The organism is Rhodococcus sp. 2G, assembly GCF_001886355.1.
In the GTDB taxonomy this organism is placed as follows: Bacteria; Actinomycetota; Actinomycetes; order Mycobacteriales; family Mycobacteriaceae; genus Rhodococcus; species Rhodococcus pyridinivorans.
Genome location: NZ_CP018063.1, coordinates 4,337,868 through 4,360,175, shown reverse-complemented (window position 1 = coordinate 4,360,175; position 22,308 = coordinate 4,337,868). Strand labels below are relative to the sequence as shown.

At 67.7% G+C, this 22,308-nt stretch carries 20 protein-coding genes and 1 tRNA gene; 10 read left to right on the top strand and 11 right to left on the bottom strand.

What is annotated here, in order from left to right; translation table 11 throughout:
* Window positions 1-130 precede the first annotated feature (130 nt).
* Window positions 131-1,792, top strand: coding sequence for a catalase (locus BO226_RS20730; protein WP_071935978.1), 1,662 nt, complete (start codon window positions 131-133; stop codon window positions 1,790-1,792).
* Between the two features lie 74 nt (window positions 1,793-1,866).
* Here BO226_RS20730 and BO226_RS20725 read toward each other — a convergent pair whose 3' ends face one another.
* The 7 genes from BO226_RS20725 to BO226_RS20695 all read right to left on the bottom strand — a co-directional run bounded on the left by BO226_RS20725 (window position 1,867) and on the right by BO226_RS20695 (window position 7,918).
* Entirely contained in the window at window positions 1,867-2,865 is a 999-nt protein-coding gene (locus tag BO226_RS20725) for an MDR family oxidoreductase (protein WP_064256022.1), read from the bottom strand.
* 46 nt (window positions 2,866-2,911) lie between these two features.
* Window positions 2,912-5,194 carry a heavy metal translocating P-type ATPase gene (locus BO226_RS20720; protein ID WP_064256023.1) on the bottom strand — a complete coding sequence of 761 codons (2,283 nt, stop codon included), beginning with the start codon at window positions 5,192-5,194 and terminating at the stop codon, window positions 2,912-2,914.
* Between the two features lie 26 nt (window positions 5,195-5,220).
* Complete coding sequence (locus BO226_RS20715; protein WP_064256024.1) at window positions 5,221-6,183, bottom strand: hypothetical protein; 963 nt, start codon at window positions 6,181-6,183, stop codon at window positions 5,221-5,223.
* The gene (locus tag BO226_RS20710) at window positions 6,180-6,386 is read right to left on the bottom strand and encodes a heavy-metal-associated domain-containing protein (RefSeq protein ID WP_064256025.1); all 207 of its coding nucleotides are present in this window, start codon (window positions 6,384-6,386) and stop codon (window positions 6,180-6,182) included. Before BO226_RS20710 ends, BO226_RS20715 begins: the two co-directional genes overlap by 4 nt.
* A gap of 40 nt (window positions 6,387-6,426) precedes the next feature.
* Window positions 6,427-6,774, bottom strand: coding sequence for a metal-sensitive transcriptional regulator (locus BO226_RS20705; RefSeq protein ID WP_024102573.1), 348 nt, complete (start codon window positions 6,772-6,774; stop codon window positions 6,427-6,429).
* A 249-nt stretch (window positions 6,775-7,023) separates the two neighbouring features.
* On the bottom strand, window positions 7,024-7,230 hold the full coding sequence (locus tag BO226_RS20700) for a hypothetical protein (RefSeq protein WP_006553307.1): 207 nt from the start codon (window positions 7,228-7,230) through the stop codon (window positions 7,024-7,026).
* Between the two features lie 46 nt (window positions 7,231-7,276).
* On the bottom strand, window positions 7,277-7,918 hold the full coding sequence (locus BO226_RS20695; protein ID WP_064256026.1) for a dihydrofolate reductase family protein: 642 nt from the start codon (window positions 7,916-7,918) through the stop codon (window positions 7,277-7,279).
* A 556-nt stretch (window positions 7,919-8,474) separates the two neighbouring features.
* Here BO226_RS20695 and BO226_RS20690 point away from each other — a divergent pair.
* Window positions 8,475-9,230: a pentapeptide repeat-containing protein gene (locus BO226_RS20690; RefSeq protein WP_231911987.1), complete on the top strand. Its 756-nt coding sequence runs from the start codon at window positions 8,475-8,477 to the stop codon at window positions 9,228-9,230.
* A 43-nt stretch (window positions 9,231-9,273) separates the two neighbouring features.
* On the opposite strand, the gene BO226_RS20685 is transcribed toward BO226_RS20690, so the two are convergent.
* Together BO226_RS20685 and BO226_RS20680 are read right to left on the bottom strand one after the other, a co-directional pair.
* On the bottom strand, window positions 9,274-9,978 hold the full coding sequence (locus tag BO226_RS20685) for a methyltransferase domain-containing protein (RefSeq protein ID WP_064256027.1): 705 nt from the start codon (window positions 9,976-9,978) through the stop codon (window positions 9,274-9,276).
* Between the two features lie 130 nt (window positions 9,979-10,108).
* Window positions 10,109-10,191, bottom strand: a tRNA-Leu gene (locus BO226_RS20680).
* 202 nt (window positions 10,192-10,393) lie between these two features.
* Between BO226_RS20680 and BO226_RS20675 the strand changes: the two genes are divergently transcribed.
* The 7 genes from BO226_RS20675 to pknB all read left to right on the top strand — a co-directional run bounded on the left by BO226_RS20675 (window position 10,394) and on the right by pknB (window position 20,270).
* The gene (locus BO226_RS20675; RefSeq protein WP_071935976.1) at window positions 10,394-11,716 is read left to right on the top strand and encodes a DUF3662 and FHA domain-containing protein; all 1,323 of its coding nucleotides are present in this window, start codon (window positions 10,394-10,396) and stop codon (window positions 11,714-11,716) included.
* A gap of 154 nt (window positions 11,717-11,870) precedes the next feature.
* Window positions 11,871-12,332, top strand: coding sequence for an FHA domain-containing protein FhaB/FipA (locus BO226_RS20670; RefSeq protein ID WP_006550946.1), 462 nt, complete (start codon window positions 11,871-11,873; stop codon window positions 12,330-12,332).
* Window positions 12,329-13,873 (top strand): PP2C family protein-serine/threonine phosphatase, encoded by a 1,545-nt coding sequence (locus BO226_RS20665; protein ID WP_064256029.1) that lies wholly within the window; start codon window positions 12,329-12,331, stop codon window positions 13,871-13,873. Before BO226_RS20670 ends, BO226_RS20665 begins: the two co-directional genes overlap by 4 nt.
* Window positions 13,873-15,321 (top strand): FtsW/RodA/SpoVE family cell cycle protein, encoded by a 1,449-nt coding sequence (locus BO226_RS20660; RefSeq protein ID WP_006550944.1) that lies wholly within the window; start codon window positions 13,873-13,875, stop codon window positions 15,319-15,321. The genes BO226_RS20665 and BO226_RS20660 overlap by 1 nt, the downstream gene beginning before the upstream one ends.
* Window positions 15,318-16,802 (top strand): peptidoglycan D,D-transpeptidase FtsI family protein, encoded by a 1,485-nt coding sequence (locus BO226_RS20655; RefSeq protein ID WP_006550943.1) that lies wholly within the window; start codon window positions 15,318-15,320, stop codon window positions 16,800-16,802. The genes BO226_RS20660 and BO226_RS20655 overlap by 4 nt, the downstream gene beginning before the upstream one ends.
* Window position 16,803: 1 nt before the next feature.
* On the top strand, window positions 16,804-18,369 hold the full coding sequence (locus tag BO226_RS20650) for a serine/threonine-protein kinase (RefSeq protein WP_024102565.1): 1,566 nt from the start codon (window positions 16,804-16,806) through the stop codon (window positions 18,367-18,369).
* Complete coding sequence (pknB, locus tag BO226_RS20645) at window positions 18,366-20,270, top strand: Stk1 family PASTA domain-containing Ser/Thr kinase (protein WP_006550941.1); 1,905 nt, start codon at window positions 18,366-18,368, stop codon at window positions 20,268-20,270. The genes BO226_RS20650 and pknB overlap by 4 nt, the downstream gene beginning before the upstream one ends.
* A 67-nt stretch (window positions 20,271-20,337) precedes the next feature.
* Here pknB and BO226_RS20640 read toward each other — a convergent pair whose 3' ends face one another.
* Both BO226_RS20640 and BO226_RS20635 read right to left on the bottom strand, forming a co-directional pair.
* Window positions 20,338-21,000, bottom strand: coding sequence for an aminodeoxychorismate/anthranilate synthase component II (locus BO226_RS20640; protein WP_006550940.1), 663 nt, complete (start codon window positions 20,998-21,000; stop codon window positions 20,338-20,340).
* 154 nt (window positions 21,001-21,154) lie between these two features.
* A complete protein-coding gene (locus BO226_RS20635; RefSeq protein ID WP_064256030.1) occupies window positions 21,155-21,880 on the bottom strand; it encodes a DUF881 domain-containing protein in 726 nt (241 codons plus the stop codon).
* Window positions 21,881-21,983: 103 nt separating this feature from the next.
* Here BO226_RS20635 and crgA point away from each other — a divergent pair, with 103 nt between their 5' ends.
* On the top strand, window positions 21,984-22,247 hold the full coding sequence (gene crgA / locus BO226_RS20630) for a cell division protein CrgA (RefSeq protein WP_006550938.1): 264 nt from the start codon (window positions 21,984-21,986) through the stop codon (window positions 22,245-22,247).
* Window positions 22,248-22,308 lie beyond the last annotated feature (61 nt).

Sequence of the window (22,308 nt, the reverse complement as noted above, 5' to 3'; positions counted from 1 at the left end):
GGTTGTTGTTCGCGAAAGGCCGACGAGAACCCGGAAAGAACGTAATAGTGAGAGGATGTCGCCCCCGCACAGGACGGTCGACAACTCGATTACGAGAAAGCCCATCAACTGCATCCGAGGGGAGAACACCGTGACCGATGTTTCGTCGCAGGGCCCGGCCCGGAGAGACGACCGACGTGTGTTGACGAACCGCCAGGGCCATCCCGTATACGACAACCAGAACCAGAGGACGGTGGGCCCACGCGGACCCGCGACGCTGGAGAACTATCAGTTCCTCGAAAAGATCAGCCATTTCGATCGAGAACGCATTCCGGAAAGAGTGGTGCACGCGCGCGGTTTCGTCGCCTACGGATATTTCGAAGCCACCGGGAAATGGGGCGATGAACCCATCACGAACTACACGCGCGCGAAACTCTTCGCCGAGCCGGGGAAGCGGACCGACGTCGCCATCCGGCTCTCCACGGTCATCGGTGGACGCGACTCATCGGAAACCGCCCGCGATCCGCGAGGTTTCGCGGTCAAGTTCTACACCGAGGACGGTAACTGGGATCTTGTCGGAAACAACCTCGCGGTCTTCTTCATTCGCGACGCGATCAAGTTCCCCGACGTCATCCATTCGCTGAAGCCCGACCCCGTCACTTTCCGGCAGGAACCCGCACGCATCTTCGACTTCATGTCGCAGACCCCCGAAGCAATGCACATGCTGGTGAATCTGTTCAGTCCCCGGGGCATTCCGGCCAACTACCGGACTCAGCAGGGCTTCGGGGTCAACACCTACAAGTGGGTCAACGCAGAGGGCGTGACACACCTCGTGAAATACCATTGGATTCCGAAGATCGGTGTCAAGAGCCTGACCGAGGACGACGCGGCGGCCATTCAGGCGCACGATCTCGGGCATGCCAGCAAGGACATGTACGAGGCCATCGAGCGCGGTGACCATCCCGAATGGGAACTGCGCGTACAGATGATGAGCGACGACGACCATCCGGAGTTGAACTTCGACCCCCTGGACGACACGAAGGTCTGGCCGGAGAACGAATTCCCCGCCATGCCGGTCGGCAGGATGGTGATCGACCGCAACGTCGAGAACCACTTCCTCGAGAACGAACAGATCTCCTTCGGCACCGGCGTCCTCGTCGACGGACTCGACTTTTCCGACGACAAGATGCTCGTAGGACGCACGTTCTCCTATTCCGACACGCAGCGTTACCGGGTGGGTCCCAATTACCTGCAACTTCCGGTCAACTCGGCGAAGAACGCCCACGTGGCCACCAATCAGCAGGGCGGACCGATGGCATACGGCGTCGACGATGTCGGCGACAACCCGCACGTGAACTACGAACCGTCCATCACCGGCGGTCTGCGCGAGGCCGAGTCCCCGACCCACGACGAGCAGGGGCCGGAGATCCGGGGTCGTCTCACGCGCAAACGTATTCCGCGTACCAACGACTACGAGCAGGCCGGTCAGCGCTACCAGCTCATGGAGCAGTGGGAGAAGGACGACCTGGTGAAGAACCTCGTCGACGGTATCGGGCAGGCCGTCCGCGACGTGCAGGAGCGGATGGTGTGGCACTTCTTCATGTGCGACGACGAGCTCGGACAACGCGTCGGCGACGGACTCGGTATCAGTGCCGACGACGTACGGGATCTACCTCCGTTGCAGAGCCAGACCCTCGACGAGGACGAACTGCAACGCGCAGCGAATCTCGGCAAGAACGGTCCCCGTGATGTGACCGGATTACAGATGACGCATTGCGTGCCCAACGAGCGCGAGGTCCACGCGTCCTCGTAGCGTCCGTCCGTCTCGGCCCGGTGGGCAGTCACTTGTCGAAGTGGCTGCCCACCGGTCGTTCTCCGGAACCGTTCTCAGGCGCTGACGTCGACGACCACCCGGCCGCGCACCTTGCCCGCGAGGATCTCCTCGGCGAGTCGCGGGACGTCCGAGAGCGGTTCGACCCGCGATAGCGAATCCAGGGTGCTCGCAGGCAGATCGCGGGCGAGACGATCCCATGCCGACCGGCGCAGCGGAGCCGGCGCCATCACCGAGTCGACGCCCAGCAAGGCGACGCCGCGCAGGATGTGCGGCATCACCGTGGCATCGGGCATCGACGGCGACTCCGTGAGACCGCACGCGGCGACGGCACCGCCGTAGCGGATCTGCGACAGCACGTTCACGAGCGTCGAACCGCCCACCGCGTCCACCGCGGCATCCCAGCGTTCCTTGCCCAGGGGCCGGCCCTTGCCCTGCAGTTCGGCGCGGTCGACGAACGACGACGCACCGAGTTCGCTCAGGAAGTCGTGGGTCTCGGGACGGCCGGTCGCGGCGACGACCGTGTGTCCCGCGGCAGCGGCTAGGGCGACGGCGATCGACCCGACGCCACCGGCCGCGCCGGTGACGAGCAGTTCAGCGTCCGATGCGATCCCGTACCGCTCGAGCGCGTCGAGGCACAGGGCGGACGTGTAGCCGGCGGTGCCGATGGCCATGGCGTCGCGGGTGGAGAAGGCGTCGGGGATGCGCACGAGCCATTCGGGCTTCACACGCTGGCGCCGGGTGTACCCGCCCGACTGGGTCTCGGACAGACCCCAGCCGTTGACGACGACGCGGTCGCCCGGCTTCCAGTCGGGATTGCTGCTCTCGAGGACGGTCCCGGCGAGATCGGCTCCGGCGACCAGCGGGGTGCGTCGCGCCATCTTCTGCGGTCCCGCGATCACGAGACCATCCTTGTAGTTCAGCGAGGAGTACTCGACCTCGACGAGGACGTCGTGGTCGGGAAGGTCGGTGTCGGTCAGTTCGCGGAACTGTGCCACCTGGCCGTCGTCGGTGTCGTCGACGACCAGGGCACGGAAGGAGGACTGCTGTGTCATGGATCCGATCCTGACAGGCCGTCCTCCTCCCTGCAGCCGAAAGCGGTCAGGCCGCGTGTGCGCGGAACCGTCGCAGTCGCAGGCTGTTGGAGACCACGAAGACCGACGAGAACGCCATCGCGGCACCGGCGAGCATCGGGTTCAGCAGGCCCGCGGCCGCCAGCGGCAGTGCCGCGACGTTGTATGCGAACGCCCAGAACAGGTTGCCCTTGATCGTCGTCAGCGTCCGGCGCGACAACCGGATGGCGTCGACCGCGACCATGAGGTCGCCGCGGACCAACGTCAGGTCGCTCGCCTCGATCGCGACGTCGGTGCCCGTGCCCATCGCCAGGCCCAGGTCGGCGCGGGCGAGCGCCGCGGCGTCGTTGACACCGTCGCCGACCATCGCGACCACCGCGCCTTCGCGCTGGAGTCGCTCGACCACGTCGACCTTGTCGGTGGGCAGCACGTCGGCGATCACGTCGGCCTCGTCGATGCCGACCTCGGCCGCCACGGTGTGGGCGACGGCGGCGTTGTCGCCGGTGAGCAGGATCGGACGCAGCCCGAGTTTCCGCAGTTCGGCGATTGCCTGCGCGGAGGTCGGCTTGACCGCGTCCGCGACGACGACGATGCCACGGGCCTTCCCGTCCCAGCCGACGGCGATGGCCGTGCCGCCGGACTTCTGCGCCTGCTCGAACGCCCGCTGCAGCTTCTCGGAGAGGTGCTGCGACCAGTCGGCCAGCAGCGTCGGACGACCCACCAGCACCGCGCGGCTCGTGTCGCCGTCGACGAGCACTCCCTGGACACCGAGACCCTCGACGTTCGTGAAGTCCTCGACCTCGGGCAGACCGCCGAACCTGTCCGCGGCCGCATCACCGACGGCACGTGCGATCGGGTGTTCCGACGCCGACTCGAGTGCCCCGGCGTACCGCAGCACCTCGTCGGCGTTCTCACCGTCGTCGGCGACGACCTCGCGCAGGGTCATCCGGCCGGTGGTGACCGTGCCGGTCTTGTCGAGGACCACGGTGTCGACCGAGCGGGTCGATTCGAGGACCTCGGGGCCCTTGATGAGGATGCCGAGCTGAGCGCCGCGACCGGTACCGACCATCAACGCGGTCGGGGTGGCCAGGCCGAGGGCGCAGGGGCAGGCGATGATCAGCACGGCGACCGCCGCGGTGAAGGCCGCCGCGGGCCCGTTGCCGGTGCCGAGCCAGAAACCGAGGGTGCCGGCGGCGATCAGCAGCACGATCGGCACGAAGATGCCGGAGATCCGGTCGGCCAGACGCTGCACCTGAGCCTTGCCGTTCTGGGCGTCCTCCACCAGCTTCGCCATCTGCGCGAGCTGGGTGTCGGAGCCCACGCGGGTCGCGCGCACCACAAGTCGTCCACCGACGTCGACCGTTCCGCCGACGACACTGTCGCCCACACCGACCTCGACGGGAACCGATTCACCGGTCAGCATCGACGCGTCGACCGCCGACGTGCCCCGTTCGATCACACCGTCGGTGGCGATCTTCTCGCCCGGGCGCACGACGAACAGATCTCCGACCTCCAACTGCTCCAACGGAATTCGGGTCTCGGTGGTCCCGTCCGGTCCGAGGACCGCGACGTCCTTGGCTCCGAGTTCGAGCAGGGCACGCAGGGCGGCGCCGGCACGTCGCTTCGACCGTTGCTCGAAGTAGCGCCCGGCGAGGATGAACGTCGTGACACCGGCCGCGGCCTCGAGATAGATGTTGCCGCTGCCGTCGCCCCGCGCGATGGTGAACTCGAACGGGTGGACCATCCCCGGTTCACCCGCCGTTCCCCAGAACAGGGCGTAGACCGACCACCCTAGGGCGGCAAGGGTTCCCAGCGACACGAGCGTGTCCATGGTGGACGTGCCATGACGCAGGTTGATCCACGCCGCGCGGTGGAAGGGCCAGGCACCCCACACCACCACCGGTGCGGCGAGGGTGAGCGAAAGCCACTGCCAGTTGGTGAACTGCAGGGCCGGGATCATCGCCATCGCGATCACCGGCACCGTCAGGATCGCCGAAACGACGAGCCTGTGACGAAGCGGCGCAACGGGATCGGATTCGGGCACGTCATCGGACCGCCCCACCGCCTGTGCGGGCGGCGGCGGCAGTGCGGCGCCGTAGCCGGCCTGTTCGACGACCGTGACGAGATCCTCGGGTGTCACGTCGTCGGGGTAGCTGACCTTCGCCTTCTCCGTGGCGTAGTTGACGGTCGCGGTGACGCCGTCGAGCTTGTTGAGCTTGCGCTCGATGCGATTGGCGCAGGATGCGCAGGTCATGCCGGTGATGGCGAGTTCGATCGATTCGGCGGCGACCGGCTGACTCTGCGTGGTCATGTGCGTCTCCTCGGAAGAATGGGCCGTCAGCGGCCGGAATGGCTGTGGTCACCGTGTGCGCCGGGCCCCGGCTGCACCTCGCCGGTGCCTCCGACGGTGAGGGTGAAGGCCGCGGTGCGAACCACTCCGTCGTGCTGGAAGTCGAGATAGAGGTGATAGGTGCCGGCACTCGGGACGGAGGTGTGGAAGACGACCTCGGGACCGGATCGAGTGGTGCCGTCGCCGGGTGTCCCGTCCGGGTGGACGTGGAGATAGGCGAGGTCGCCGCCGCGCAGCGCCACCAGGTGTCCGTAGGCACCGAGATAGGGCTGCAGGTCGGTGACCGGCCGGCCGTCCTTGCTCACGGTGAGGGTGAGCATCGCGTCGCTACCCGACGACAGGTCGCCGTCGAGGGTGACCTCGTAGTCGTCGACGGTTGCGGTGCGGTTGTCGGCCTGCGGTGCGGCAGGAACGAATTCGCCTGCCACCGCGAGGTCGGTGCCCAACGTGAGCGCCTCTCCCCCGGTGGGTGTGAAGTCGGTGAAGACCTGCCACGTGCCGGGCGTGAGGTCGACGTCGACGGACCAGATGCCGGTGTTCTCGTCGAGCACGGGATGGACGTGCTGGAAGCCGGTGAAGTCGCGGCGCACGGCGATCAGGTGCAGCTCTTTGTCGTGGGTGACGTCGAAGTCGGTCACCGGCGCGCCGTCGGGACCGTTGATCGCGAATGTCAGGTTCCTGTCCTCGCCCGACTCGAGGTCGGTCTCGGCGAGTGCGAGGACATAACCGTTCCGGTACGTCATCAGACCTCCCGGGATCTCTTCCACAGCAGGTGTTTCCGCGGCGCTGCCGGTGGCGGTGTCATCACCGTGCCCGGCGTCGTGGGCGCTCGCGGTCGGATCCTCGGTCTGCTCTTCCACCGGGCCGATGGTCGCGCCGACGAGCAGCGCGATACCGAAGACCGCGGCTACGGCGGTGACGAAGCCGGTGAGCTTGGCCGGGGTATTCATGCGAGGCTGTAGCCGGCCTCCTCGACGGCGGCCGCGACGGCGGCATCGTCGAGGGACTCGGCGCTCGTGACGGTGACGGCACCGGTGGCCAGATCGACCGCGACATTCTCGACGCCCGGGATCTCCTGGACCTCTTCGGTGACCGACGCGACGCAGTGTTGGCAGGTCATGCCGGTGACGGTGTAGGTGCTGGTCCGGCTCATGGGAACTCCTCGGATACGGGTCGTGAACGGGTCTGGACGATCAGGAACGGACGAGTCGCGCGATGGCGTCGCTGGCTTCCTTCAACTTGAGGTCGGCCTCGTCGCCGCCGGCGCGCACGGCACCGGCCACGCAGTGCGCCATGTGCTCGTCGAGCAGACCGAGCGCGACGGCCTCGAGGGCCTTCTTCATCGCCGCGATCTGCGTGAGGATGTCGATACAGTACTTCTCTTCCTCGACCATCCGCTGCAGACCGCGGGCCTGCCCCTCGATGCGACGCAGTCGCTTGAGGTAGTCGGCCTTGGTGTTGTTGGCGATATAGCTGTGCTGATGCGCGTCGTCGTGTGCGACGGCATCGGTGTGCACGGTCTCGCTCGGGGTATTCGGCATCGGAGTCGTCCTTGTCGCGTCGGTCGTCCTGCCGGATACCATACCCCCCTAGGGTATGTACGGCAACTGAGAGGATGCTCAGGCTATTTGCACAGGTAGAGGCGCATGACATCGTGACGGCTGCAAGAGTCGGCCCCGCATTCCTCGAAAATGCGGGGCCGCTCCGAAGAGGTTCCGTAGCCGGTGGACGACATGCCCGAGCGCCTCACGAGACGGTCGAGCGCCTCGTAGTCGATTCGTCGCGGGACGTCACGGCACGTGCATCATCTTCCCGGCGAGGGTGAACAGCCGGCGGGAGAGCCGGATGACGGGGATGCCCAGTGGGATCAGCAGGATCGTCACGCACAACACCGCACCCAGGAGCATCACCACGGCGGCGACGATCCCCAGAACGGTGCCGAGCAGGGCGGTGAGAAGTCCGAGCACGACATCCAGTAGGCCACTCAGAGCACGCATGACGACCTCCTACCCCCATCTCCCATTATGCGCCGGTCGCGGGCGTTCACTTCCTCCAGAACAGGTGATGCACCACCCCGCTCGCGCTGGGCACGACCTCGAGGTGGAAACGGTCTCGTAGCTCGTCCGGGGATTCCCAGAGCTTCAGACCGGTGCCGTACCGCACCGGCGCCACCACGACGTGCATGGTGTCGACCAGATCGGCCTCGAGGAACTCACGGATGGTGGAGACGCCACCTCCGAGTCGGACGTCCTTGCCCTCCGCGGCGGCGCGAGCCTGTTCGAGCACCGCGGCCGGTTCACCGTTCACGAAATGGAAGGTGGTGTCGGAGAGCGTGAAGGACGGACGTTCGTGGTGGGTCAGAACGAACACGGGGGTATGGAACGGCGGCTCGTCACCCCACCAACCCTGCCATTCGTGGTCCTGCCACGGACCCCGCTGAGGACCGAACTTGTTGCGTCCCATGATCTCCGCGCCGATATTGCAGGAGAAGTCCCGGATGAAGTAGTCGTCGAGCCCGCGGCTCCCGCCGGGTTCGGTCCGCAGGTGCCAACTCGCCGTGGCGCCGGCCCACTCGAACATCGGACCCGGATCCAGACCGAAGGGACTCTCGAAGCTCTGGTCCTCCCTCGCACCGATGCCGTCGCTCGACACCGAAAAGTTCTGCACTCGCAGCAACTGGCCCACTTTCTTCTCCTCACATCCCGATCGACCGGTACGAAGAGGAAGACCCCGTGAACCCCGCGAAGTCATCGGCCGCTGCCCGGATCACGGAGACGGTTCCGGCGCCGTCCGGGCGAGGACCTCGACGGCCGGATCGCGTGCCTGACGCGTAGTCGTGACGCCCTCGGCGAGTTGCTGCGCTTCTCCCTGACGCAGGGGGGGTCGCGCGAGGCGAGCGTCTGAACTCGGGGTCCTCCCGAGGTTCGACGACAGCAGTCCGGCCCGCTGACACCGCGCGTGCCGACCGGTATCGTCGTGGCCAGTGATCAGCACCGTGTATCCGTGAGACAGATGTCCCGCGCCGTCCGCGAACCGCGCTTGCAGGCGGCGGTGATTCCGTGTGCCCCGAGAGGGAACCCGCGCCAGGGTTCCCCGGTCCCGTCATGCATCGGAATCGACTCTCGGAGTTCACATGCTCATCCCATCACGTCACTCGTCCCCATCACCGACCGGTCACCGATCCGAACTTCGGGGTGACTGCAGCCGTTGCTTCGCATTGTGTTGCACGGCTTTCGCATTCATGAGGTCTTCGGATTTCGCCGAGGACAAGCCTGCCGGGTCGCCGTGCCGGCATCTCGATGCGTCCTTCTCGTGCACCATCCATGAGACGCTGTCGTCCCGCGGCTTCCGCGGCTGCACTGTCTTCGATTGTTTCGGTGCGGGACAGGTGGTCTCCCAGCGGTTGTTCGCCGGCGTGAGTTGGCGGGACCGACCCGAGACCCGCGACGGGATGTTCTCGGCATTCGCCGTTGTGAAAGAACTGCACGAGATGATGTGGCACCTGCTCGAAGCCCAGCAACGTACCTACGATCCGGATATCGCCGACGACGCGCGGGAGCTCGTCGAATCTCTTGCCTCCCAGACCCGCCGGAGCGTGGACGAACTCGAGTCCCTCGAGACCGACGAGATGCGTGCATCCGTTCGATCGGTCCTCATGGAGGTCAGTGCGGAGGTGCGGGCTTCGTACTTCGCGGACGACGGACGGATGAATCCCGATCTCGTCCCGGGCGCCGACCTCGTCGGCACCGATCTGCGTGCCTACCGGTTGTGCGGCGCCGACCTGCGGAATGCACTGCTCATCGGCGCCGACCTCCGAGAATGCGACCTCGCGGGAGCGGACCTGCTCGGCGCGGATCTCCGCGGCGCGCGGGTGGAGGACGCCGATCTGTCCCTCGCGCTGTATCTCACCGGACCGCAACTCGCCGGCGCGCACGGCAATCGACGGACGCGAGTACCCACCGGAGTGCCGGTACCGCGGAGTTGGTCGAGCGAGTAGCCGGATCGGGAAGGGCGCAGCCACCCTGCGCCCTTCCTTTCGCTCAGGGAAACCCGATGCGGCGGCACACCAGCATGTGGTGGGCGCCCTTCTGGAATCGGTAGTCGACCTCCACGACCTCACCGTCGATGCCGTGTTCCCGGAGGTCGGTGAGCAGTTCGTCCAGGTAGGGGCAGAGGACCGAGGTTCCGGACTCCACGAGCGGGAAGATGCGCAGTTCGTCCCGGGCGACACGCATCAGTTCCCGGATCGCGTCGAGGTGGAAGGTGCGGTCGAGTCGGTCGGCGTAGCTGAACAGCAGGTGCGAACTGAGCACGAGATCGAATGCCGCATCGGGGAACGGCAGGGACGGCAACCACCCGGCGACATATCGGTGCGGATGCCGACGGATGTCCTCGGCGAAATCCCGGACCGCCTGCCGCCGCACCCGTGCGTGTTCGTCGGGGTCGGCGAAGAACGTCCAGTCGTAGTTCTCGGCGTGGTCCCGGATGTACCGGTTCCCGCGCTCGGCCTCAGCAGCGGCAACGACGGTGAGGTGCTCAGCGTCGGAGTCGGAGTAGGCCGTGTCGCAGGCCGTCACGTCACCACCGAGGCGGTTCACCACGGCGGTGAAGCCCGCCGCGCCGGCCGGGCAGTCCAGGATCCTCCGCGACAGATCGTCGTCGGAGAGGTCGAACATCGACCGGTACTCGTCCAGGGAGCGCGAGCTGATGAGGATCGCGCCGATATCTGCCGTGTTGGGAGTCACCGGGCCATCACCGCCCCAGTAAAGCACGGCCGAAAAGGGCATCGGATCGGGGCCGGACAAACGAAAACGAGGTCACGATCTCCGAAGAGTTCGTGACCTCGTCCGTCGCAGTTCGTGGAACTGCACACTGTGGGCGAAGGGGGACTTGAACCCCCACGTCCCGAAGGACACTGGCACCTGAAGCCAGCGCGTCTGCCATTCCGCCACTCGCCCGAGCAACGCCGAAAACAGTAACACACACCGGAGCCGAACAACTATTCGCCTGGTCAGAGGGCCGCGAACACTTCCGGCTCGATCGCCGAGCACATCCGGGCGAGACGTGCCGCATACCGCAGGGTCGAATCCGGGGAAAAGTGGATACCATGCAGTGACGAGATCTGCATTGCGACACGCTGAGTACGGAAAGGGGGTCGCCATGGGCATCGCCCAGCGCTTCGAGCGCAAACTCCAGGCCGCGATCGGCGACGCTTTCGCCCGCGTGTTCGGCGGAGGTGTCGTGCCCCAGGAAGTCGAGGCGGCGCTGCAGCAGGAGGCAACGGACGGCGTCCGACAGCTCGATCGGGGCCACATGCTCGCCCCCAATCACTACGTCATCACGATCAGCGAAACCGATCACGACGCCCTCGCAGCGGATCGGGACTTGACTGTGAAGGCATTCTCCCGTCACCTTGAGGACTTCATCCGAGAACAGGGATGGCAGACATACGGTGAGATCCAAGTCGTCTTCGAGTCGTCGTCGGCACTGCACACCGGGCAGTTCCGGACTCGCGGCTCGGTAGATCCCGATGCGGGGCGCTCAGCGACGCGTGCTCCGTCACCGCGGAACCCGCAGAACCGCCCACCCGTGACCTCTGAACCAGGAGCTGGCCCAATGACGCAGAACCCCGGCTACGACCCCAGCCGTGACCCCGCCGAGGCGGAACCGCAGTACGCACGCAACGGTCACGCGCACGTCGGCCAGGAGCAGCGCTACAACCAGGGCTACGGCAACGCCGGCTACGACCAGGCTCCCGGCGGTTACGACCAGCAGGGCGGTTACGACCAGCAGGGCGGTTACGACCAGCAGGCGTACGGCCAGGCCTACAGCGAGCAGGACTACCAGCAGGGCGGCTACGACCAGGGTGGCTACGACCAGCAGGCCTACGGCGCTCGAGACGCCCAGCCGCAGGCGTACGGCCAGGACTACCCGCAGCAGGGCGGGTACGACCAGCAGGCGTACGGCCAGCAGGGTTACGCACAGCCCGGTTACGACCAGGCCTACCAGGACCAGGGCTACCAGCAGGGCGGCTACGACCAGCAGGCCTACGGCCAGCAGAGCTACGCACAGCCGGGTTACGACCAGCAGTACGGCGCGCAGCAGGGCGGTTACGACCAGGGCTACGCCGCCGCGGCCCCCGGCTACGACCAGGGTTACCAGCAGGCCGGCTACCAGTCCCCCGCCGCCGGCCGGGTGCTGACCGCGACGCTCCAGCTCGAGGACGGCAGCGGCCGCTACTACCAGCTCCGCGAGGGCAGCAACATCATCGGCCGCGGCCAGGACGCACAGTTCCGCTTGCCCGACACCGGCGTCTCGCGTCGCCACATCGACATCCGCTGGGACGGCCAGGTCGCGATGCTCTCCGATCTCGGGTCGACGAACGGCACGACGGTCAACGGCGCCTCGGTGCAGGACTGGCAGCTCGCCGATGGTGACGTGATTCGCGCCGGGCACTCCGAAATCCTCGTGCGCATCCTCTGATCAGCCGGTATCGAAAGACCTACCGGACCCGTTCATACCGTCCGACGCGTGTGACAGCGCGTCGGACGCTGCATGGAGTCGTCCGGTGTCCGTATTGTGAGTGACCGCACGACCTGGAATACGACCGGTCGACTACCCCGAAGGAGGATGCACCGTGCAGGGGCTGATTCTGCAGCTGACCCGAGCGGGATTCCTCCTCCTGCTGTGGTTGTTCGTATGGGCGGTGTTGCGCACGCTCCGGTCCGACATCTACGCCGGTGCCGCGCGACCGCTCCCGCGTTACTCGCCCAAGCAGTCGGTGCTGCCGACGCTGAGCCGTAACAAGACCGCCAAGTACCTGGTGGTCACGCAGGGCGCGCTGGCCGGCACGAGGATCACGCTCGGCACCCAGCCGGTTCTCATCGGCCGTGCCGACGACTCCACACTCGTGCTGACCGACGACTACGCATCCACGCGCCACGCACGCCTGTCGCCACGAGGTTCCGACTGGTACGTCGAAGACCTGGGGTCGACGAACGGCACGTATCTCGACCGCGCGAAGGTCACCACCGCTGTCCGTGTCCCGCTCGGAACCCCGGTCCGGGTGGGCAAGACCGTGATCGAGCTCCGCCCGTGACCCTCGTACTCCGTTATGCCGCCCGCAGCGATCGCGGCCTCGTGCGCTCCAACAACGAGGACTCCGTCTACGCCGGTGCCCGCCTGCTCGCCCTCGCCGACGGCATGGGCGGCCACGCGGCCGGTGAGGTCGCCTCACAGCTGATGATCGCGGCGCTCGCCCACCTCGACGACGACGAGCCGGGCGGCGACCTCCTCGGCAAGCTCGCCGCGGCCGTCCGCGAAGGCAACGCCTCCATCGCCGACCAGGTCGAGGAAGAACCCGAACTCGACGGCATGGGCACGACGCTCACGGCCATCCTCTTCGCAGGCAGCAAACTCGGACTCGCCCACATCGGCGATTCCCGCGCCTATCTGCTGCGCGACGACCAGCTCACCCAGATCACCCGCGACGACACCTTCGTGCAGTCGCTCGTGGACGAGGGCCGCATCACCCCCGAGCAGGCGCACACGCACCCGCAGCGGTCGTTGATCATGCGCGCCCTGACGGGCAGCGAGGTCGAACCGACCCTCACCGTGCGCGAGGCCCGCGCCGGCGACCGCTACCTCGTGTGCTCCGACGGTCTGTCCGACGTCGTCAGCGACGAGACGATCGCCGACACCATGCGGCAGGGCACGCACGACGAGTGCGCCGACCGGCTCATCGAGCTGGCGCTGCGCAGCGGCGGCCCCGACAACGTCACCGTGGTCGTCGCCGACGTGATCGATCTCGACTACGGCCAGTCGCATCCCATCGTCGCCGGAGCGGCATCCGCGGACGACGACGAGGACACTCCCCCGCCGAACACCGCAGCGGGTCGCGCCGCCGCGATGCGGCCACCGCGCGCCACCCCGAAGCGGGTCATCAACAAGACCCCGGAGCCGGCGCCGAAGAAGAAGCGCAGCCGCCTGTGGTGGCCGGTCGCCGCCGTCGTGATCATCGCGGTGCTGGTCGGTGGTCTGTTCGTCGGCCGCCAGCTGATCCGCAACAACTACTACGTCGGCGCCGACGACGGTCGCGTGACCGTGCTGCGCGGCATCCCCGGCGACGTCTTCGGCTACTCGCTGCAGGAGGCCGCGCGCGTCGGGTGCGTCACCGACGAGGGCGACCTCACGCTCGTCGACCCCGCCAGCGCGTCGTGCCGGGTGATGCTCGTCGACGATCTGTGGCCTGCCGCCCGCGAACAGGTCCGTGCCGGTCTTCCGTCGGGGTCGCTCGACGACACCCGCGAGCAGATGCAGCGGCTCGCCGAACTGGACCTGCTGCCGGTGTGCACCCCGGAGGAACCCGAGCCCACTCCCGCACCGGCCCCCGGGCCGGGCGAGCCGGCGCCGGATCCCGGACCGAACGGCACCCCGCCCACCGAGACACCCGCGGTGCAGCCCCCGGCGCCCGGTGAGCCGCAGCCGGGCGAACCGGCACCGGCCTCCCAGCCCGGTGAACCGCTCCCCGGCGAACCCCAGCCCGGCGAGCCGACTCCCGGCGAACCCGCTCCGAACACGGAGCCGGCTCCCGAGCCCGCGCCCCAGATCCCCGGTCAGAACTGCAGGGTGGGCGCCTGATGTCGGTGTCCCATGGTGTGGGGGACTTCCCGAGCCCTCCGGGAGGTTTCGCCCCGGCGCCCGTCCAGTCGACCCGGCGCAACACCGAACTGGCCCTGATCGTCGCGGCCATCGGTGTCACGACGGTGTCGCTCATGCTCGTCGAGGTCTCGATGGAGCAGGCGCTGACCCTCGACCTGCTCAAGTACGGGGTGACCTTCGCTGCGCTGTTCCTCGCCGCGCACCTCGCGGTCCGGCGCTTCGCGAAGTACGCCGATCCCCTGCTGTTGCCGATCGTCGCGCTGCTCAACGGTCTCGGACTCGTGCTCATCCACCGGCTCGACCTGTCCGATCAGGAGAACGCCCGTTACATGGGCCTGCCGCCGCCGTCGCCCGATGCGACGCAGCAGGTGCTGTGGACGGCGCTCGGCATCGCGCTGTTCATCGTCGTGCTCGTGTTCCTGCACGACTACCGTCTGCTCGCGCGGTTCAGCTACACGCTCGGTCTCATCGGCCTGATCGCACTCGCGATCCCGGCCCTGCTGCCGAGCAGGTTCTCCGAGGTCAACGGCGCCAAGATCTGGATCCGGCTGCCCGGTTTCAGCATCCAGCCCGGCGAGTTCGCGAAGATCCTGCTGATCATCTTCTTCGCATCGGTCCTCGTGGCGAAGCGCGACCTGTTCACCACCGCAGGCAAGCACTTCCTGGGGATGGACTTCCCCCGCGCCCGCGATCTCGGCCCGATCCTGGCGGCCTGGATCATCTCGATCGGTGTGATGGTCTTCGAGAAGGACCTCGGCACGTCGCTGCTGCTGTTCACCACCGTGCTGGTGATGCTCTACATCGCGACCGAACGTGTCGGCTGGCTGATCATCGGATTCTCGTTGCTCGCCGTCGGCTTCTACGCGGCGTACCAGATGTTCGGTCACGTGCGGGTGCGCGTGGAGACCTGGCTCGATCCGCTCGCCGACTACAACAACACCGGCTACCAGATCTCCCAGTCGCTGTTCGGTCTCGCGACCGGCGGGGTCGCCGGCACCGGCCTGGGCAGCGGACGGCCGGGGCAGGTGCCGTTCGCGAAGACCGACTTCATCGTCGCCGCGATCGGTGAGGAACTCGGCCTGATCGGCCTGGCCGCCATCCTGCTGTTGTTCCTGATCCTCGTCGTCCGCGGCATGCGCACGGCGCTGGCGGTGCGCGACAGCTTCGGCAAGCTGCTCGCCGCCGGCCTGTCGTTCACCCTCGCCGTCCAGCTGTTCGTGGTGGTCGGCGGTGTCACGAAGTTGATCCCCCTGACCGGCCTGACCACACCGTTCGTGTCCTACGGTGGTTCGTCGCTGCTCGCAAACTATCTGCTCCTGGCTCTGTTGATGAAGATCTCGCACGCTGCCCGCCAACCCGCGATCCCCCGTAAGAAGGCGCCCACGCCGATCGCCGAGGCCAAGACGGAAATGATGGGGCGCGAATGAACGGTCCGCTCCGCAAGGTCGCGATGGCCGTGATGTTCATGGTCGTCGCGCTGCTCGCAAACGCCACCTACGTGCAGGTCATCAAGGCCGACGATCTCCGTACCGATCCGCGCAACTCGCGTGTGCTGATCGACGAGTACTCCCGTCAGCGCGGACAGATCGTCGCGGCCGGTCAGGCTCTCGCGGTGTCGGTGCCCACCGACAGCCGCTACAAGTACCTGCGCGAATACCCGGCGCCGCCGACCCAGCCGATGAGCCCGCTGGCCTACGCGCCGGTGACCGGCTTCTACTCGATGCAATACGGCAGCACCGGACTCGAACGGTCCGAGGATTCGCTGCTCAACGGTTCCGACAACCTGCTGTTCGGACGTCGACTGTTCGACCTGGTGTCGGGTCGCAACCCGCGCGGCGGAAACGTCGTGTCCACGATCGATCCGGTCGTTCAGCAGGTGGCCTACGACGAGCTGACCTCGAAGGGTTACACGGGCTCGGTGGTCGCGATCGAACCGAGCACCGGCAGGATCCTCGGGATGGTGAGCACGCCGAGTTACGACCCCAACCGGTTGTCGGGACACGACGGCGCCGCGACCTCGCAGGCCTGGGACGAGCTCAACGCCGATCCCGAGAAGCCGATGCTCAACCGCGCGATCTCCCAGACCTACCCTCCGGGCTCGACCTTCAAGGTCGTCGTGACGGCGGCCGCGCTCGAGAACGGCGTCACCCCCGACACGCAGTTCACCGCAGCGCCGCAGATCACCCTGCCCGACACCGCGACGACCCTCGAGAACTACGGCGGGGCCGCGTGCGGCGACGCATCGACGGTGACGCTGCGGGAGGCGTTCGCGCGGTCGTGCAACACGGCCTTCGTCGAGATGGGCATCGACGACGGACGCGAGGCCCTGGTCTCGCAGGCGGAGAAGCTCGGCATCGGCGAGACCCTCGACGTCCCGCTGCCCGTCGCGGCGAGCACCGTCGGCCCCATCCCGGACGGCGCGGCACTCGGCCAGTCGAGCATCGGCCAGCGGGATGTGGCCCTCACTCCGTTGCAGAACGCGTCGATCGCCGCGACCATCGCCAACGGCGGGGTGCGCATGAAGCCGTATCTCGTCGACCGTCGGCAGGGGCCCGACCTGACGGTGCTCGAGGAGACCAAGCCCGAATCGCTGGGCCAGGCGATCTCGCCGGAGGTCTCGGCGACCCTCACCGACCTGATGATCGGTGCCGAGAACAACGCCGGCGGTGGCGGTGCCATCCAGGGTGTGCAGATCGCGTCGAAGACGGGCACCGCGGAACACGGCAACGATCCGCGGAACACCCCGCCGCACACCTGGTACATCGCATTCGCACCTGCACAACAACCCCGCATCGCCGTCGCGGTGATCGTGGAGGACGGCGGCGACCGAGCACTCGCCGCGACCGGCGGTTCGGTGGCCGCCCCGATCGGACGGGCCGTCATCTCGGCCGGATTACAGGGAGGCTGACATGGCTCTGAGCAGCGGCGCCATGATCGCCGACCGTTACCGTCTCCAGCGACTCATCGCGACCGGCGGAATGGGTCAGGTGTGGGAAGGACTCGACACCCGGCTCGACCGGCGGGTCGCGGTGAAGGTCCTCAAGGCCGAGTTGTCCGGCGACGAGGACTTCCTCGCCCGGTTCCGTTTCGAGGCCCGCACCACCGCCCAGCTCAACCATCCCGGCATCGCCGGGGTGTTCGACTACGGCGAGACCACCGACGCCGAGGGCCAGTCCATCGCCTATCTCGTGATGGAACTCGTACACGGCGAACCGCTCAACGCCGTCCTGTCGCGGCTCGGACGCCTGTCGCTACCGCACGCGCTCGACATGCTCGAGCAGACCGGACGCGCCCTGCAGGCGGCCCACAACGCCGGCGTGGTGCACCGCGACGTCAAGCCCGGCAACATCCTCATCACCCCGACGGGCCAGGTGAAGATCACCGACTTCGGTATCGCGAAGGCAGTCGACGCCTCCCCGGTCACCCGCACCGGCATGGTGATGGGCACCGCACAGTACATCGCTCCCGAGCAGGCACTGGGTCAGGAGGCGACGTCCGCGAGCGACGTGTACTCGCTGGCCGTCGTCGGCTACGAGGTGCTGTCGGGACGCCGTCCGTTCCTCGGCGACAGCGTCGTGACCGTCGCGATGAAGCATGTCCAGGAGACCCCGGCGCCGCTGCCGACGGATCTTCCGCCCGAGGTGCGCGAACTCATAGAGATCGCGATGTCGAAGGACCCGGCCTACCGCTATTCGAACGGTGGCGAATTCGCCAACGCCGTCGCTGCGGTGCGGTCCGGACGGCCCGTGCCCCCGCCCGGCAACGTGCCGCCGGTGACCAGCGCCAACCGCGTGCTTCCGCCCGGCGTGCCCGGGACGACGGCCCACACTTCTTCGACCCGTGCCCTGCACCCGACGCAGTACGACCAGACGGCCTATTCGTCGGTTCCCCGCTCGGCTCAGCCGCCGACCGCCGGCCGTCCGCCGGTGGCAGGTCCGCCGACTACGGGAGTGCCCGCCGACGATGACGGACGACGGTCCCCGAGTCCCACAGCGCTGGCCTGGGCCGCAGGTGCGGCAGTGGTGCTCGCCCTCGTGACGCTGGGAATCGTGCTGTTGGGTGGCGACGACGAGGAGACCCCGCGCGCTCCGTCTCCGACGACGCAACTCACCACGACCCGCGCGACCACCACGACGACCCGTCCGCCGCTGACCACCACGACGACGTTCGTGCCGCTGCCGCCGCCCGTCGAGACGGAGACCTTCACGCCTCCTCCGACCACGACGACGACGCAGCCGCCGACGACCACGGTGGAGCCGACGACCGAGCCGACCACGACGCAACCGCCCACCACCACGACCGCCCCGACCACGACGACGACCACCACCACAGCGGAGGACACGGGTGGCGGCGACGGCGGCACGGGCGGCGCGGAGGGTAACGGCGACGACGAGACCGACCCCGAGGCCGCCGGTGGAGGGGACGACAATTCATCCGAAACCAGCAACGGTACGAACAACCAAGGAACGTCATGACCACACCCCGCAAGCTCTCCTCCCGCTACGAGCTGGGTGAGATCCTCGGCTTCGGCGGTATGTCCGAGGTGCACCTCGCGCGGGATCTGCGGCTCGGCCGGGATGTGGCCATCAAGGTGTTGCGCGCCGACCTCGCACGCGACCCCACGTTCTACCTGCGCTTTCGGCGCGAAGCGCAGAATGCCGCTGCGCTGAACCATCCGGCGATCGTCGCCGTCTACGACACCGGTGAGGCCGAGACCGAGGCCGGGCCGCTCCCGTACATCGTCATGGAGTACGTCGAGGGCGACACGCTGCGCGACATCGTGCGCGCCGACGGGCCGATGACCCCCAAGCGGGCGATGGAGATCATCGCCGACGTGTGCGCGGCCCTGGACTTCAGCCACCGCAACATGATCGTGCACCGCGACGTGAAGCCGGCCAACGTCATGATCAACAAGGCCGGCGCGGTGAAGGTCATGGACTTCGGCATCGCCCGGGCCATCTCCGACGCCGCGAGCCCGATGACGCAGACCGCCGCGGTGATCGGCACCGCGCAGTACCTCTCCCCGGAGCAGGCGCGCGGTGAACAGGTCGACGCCCGGTCCGACGTGTACTCGGTGGGCTGCGTCCTGTTCGAGATCCTCACCGGCGAGCCCCCCTTCAAAGGCGACTCGCCCGTCGCGGTGGCCTACCAGCACGTGCGGGAGGATCCGCCGCTGCCGTCATCGGTGAATTCGTCGGTGCCGCCCGAGCTCGACTCGGTGATCCTCAAGGCGATGGCGAAGAACCCCGCGAACCGCTACCAGTCGGCTGCGGAGATGCGCAGCGACCTGATCCGCGTGCTGAGCGGGCAGCGTCCGAGTGCGCCGATGGTGATGACCGACGAGGACCGCACGACGCTGATCGACTCCGTCGACAACAACACGGGGCGGCACGGCCGCGTCGCGGCCGCCGGTGCCGCCGGGGCACCCGCCGAGGATTCCGGCGGCGGCTCAGTTCTCAAAAAGGTGCTGCTCGGCATCGCCGCGCTCGCCGTGGTCGGTATCGTCGGCGTCTTCCTGTGGTCGCTCGGACCCGGTTCGACGGCCGCCCAGGTCACGGTGCCCGACGTCCGCAACGTCTCCGCCGAGCTCGCCGAGAGCCAGCTGCAGAACGCCGGCTTCCGGGTCTCGATCCAGCAGAAGAGCGATCCGGTCGTCGCGAACGGCAACGTCATCAACACCCGTCCCGTGCCCGGGAGCCAGGCCGAGGAGGGTTCGACCGTCACCCTCGAGGTCTCGACAGGACCGGAACAGGTGCAGATCCCGCGGCTCGAAGGAATGACGCAGGAACGCGCAGCCCAGGAGCTGTCCGCCGCTGGTCTCCGGCTCGACCCGAACGTCGGACGTGCTCCGTCGAATGCCGACGACGAGGACCTCGTCGTCGACCAGAGCCCCGGTGCGGGAGCCAGCGTCGACCGCGACAGCCCCATCACCATCACTTTGGGATCCGGCCCCGAACTGGTGCGCGTCCCCAACGTCGTGGGCCAGACCGTCGAGGTGGCGAGCGACAACATCGAGGGTGCCGGTTTCGAGGTCGTCGTCGAGAACATCGACTCCAGCGAGACCGAGGGCACCGTCGTGTCGACGAGTCCGGCCGGTGGCGCCTCCACCGAACAGGGGTCGACGGTGACGGTGCGGGTGTCCAACGGCGACCGCATCGAGATGCCCGTCGTCACCAACCGGTCGGTGTCGGATGCACTCGCCGCTCTGCGCGGCGCCGGCTGGACGGGCAACGCCTCTCAGCTCCAGCAGACGCGTGAGGCGACACTCGATGTCGATCTCGTCGGCACCGTGATCACGCAGGCCCAGCCGCCGGGTTCGGAGATCTCGAAAAACCAGCCCCTCACCGTGGGCGTCGGTGTGCTCGGCATCCGCTGAACGAGCTTTCGACGAAAGGCGCCGATCCTCGAAGGACCGGCGCCTTTCTCGTCGGAAATGGGGTGCGTCAGGCGGCTCCGCCGTCGAGCGCGCGTGCCATCTGCGCCTCGAGGCGCGCGACGAGCGTCTCGTCCGGTGCCTCGCCGCAGGCCGCGAGCCAGTTCGCGAGCATGCGGTGACCACCCTGGGTGAGCACCGATTCGGGGTGGAACTGCACACCGTGGATCGGCAGCTCGGCGTGACGCAGGGCCATGACGATGCCGGTCTCCGTGTGGCCGGTGGGCTCGAGTTCGGCGGGCATCGTCTCGGGCAGCACGGTCAGCGAGTGGTAGCGGGTCGCGGTGAACGGATCGGGCAGGCCCGCGAGCACACCGGCACCGTTGTGACGAACCAGGCTGGTCTTGCCGTGCAGCAGCTCGGGGGCGCGATCGACGGTCGCGCCGAACGCGACACCGATGGACTGGTGGCCGAGGCACACACCGAGCAGCGGAGTGCTGCTGTCGGCACATGCCTTGACCAGATCGATGCTCGCCCCGGCGCGTTCGGGTGTGCCCGGCCCTGGGCTGAGGAGGATGCCGTCGTACTCCTTCGCGACCCGCGCGAGAGCACCCGGTGCGGTGAGCCGCTCGTCATCGTTGCGCCACACGTCGGCCGTCGTTCCGAGCTGCCCCAGATACTGGACCAGGTTGAAGACGAAGCTGTCGTAGTTGTCGACGACGAGAATGCGCATGAGACGAGGGTACTCAGTGGCCGGTAGAGGGCGACCCGCCCGGTGGCCGGTAGAGGGCGACCCGCCCGGTGGCCGGCAGAGGGCGACCCGCCCGGTGGCCGGCAGAGGGCGACCCGCCCGGTGGCCCGATTCGGACAGTGCTCCCGGGCACCGCTCAGCGCGCGGACGAACTACCGGTGTAGGCGGGTACCGACAGTTCCTCCGACGCCTGCTGCGTGTAGCCGAGTTGATAGCGGGCCGCGTACTGCTTGTAGATGCGGATACCGGGCTCGGCGTCGAGCGCGGCCTGCAGCCGTGCCGGGTCGCCGAGCGCGGTGACGACATAGGGCGGTGAGTAGGTGCGTCCGTGCAGCAGCAGCGTGTTGCCGATGCAGCGTGGCGCCGACGTCGCGACGATCCGCTGATCCTGCATGGCCACGGCCTCGGCACCGCCGGCCCACATCGCGTTGAGCACGCTCTGCACGTCCTGCTGGTGCACGACGAGATCGTCGGGTGAGGCACCGGACGGATAGCGTCCGTTGGCGTCGCGGGGTGCGTCGGTGAGAGTGACGGTCACGCCCGGACCGCGGCGGGCCACGAGTCCGGCCGGGTCCTCGATCGCGGACAGGTCGTCGAGCACCGCGGCGACGTCCTCGTCGTTCACCGCGGCACGGTCCTGGAGTTCGTCGATGCGGGTAGTGAGATCGTCTCGGGTGGCGGCCAGTTCGTCGGCCTTCTCCTGCGCGGCCCGGACCAGATCGGACAGTCGCGGGGAGTCGCCGGCGCGCAGTTCGTCGCCTTCGGACACTCCGCGGGTGGTACCCACGAGCAGACCGGCCACGAGGCAGACGACGAGGGTCGCGACACCCCACACGGGCGCGCGCAGTCGTCGTTCCGACACGTCGTACCTCCGATCCTGGCCTTACGTTAGCGTGATCTCAACAGGTAGTTGACCGACCACTCCATCCGTGTACGACGGGTGGAGACGTGAGAACGAGGACACCATGCCCAAGTCGAAGGTTCGCAAGAAGGACGTCTCCGCGACCCGGACGGTGAGCCGCACACCGGTGAAGGTCAAGGGCACGCCGTCGAGCACGTTGTACGTGACGGTGATGCTCGCCCTGATGGTCATCGGGTTGCTGTGGCTGATCGTCTACTACCTCGCGGCCGAGCAGATCACGTGGATGAACGATCTCGGTGCCTGGAACTTCCTGATCGGTTTCGGGTTCATGGTGGTCGGTCTGATCATGACGATGAACTGGCGCTGACCTCCACCCCGCTCGGGTTACACCGATGTTATTCATCCCCACCTGGGGATAACACTGTGCA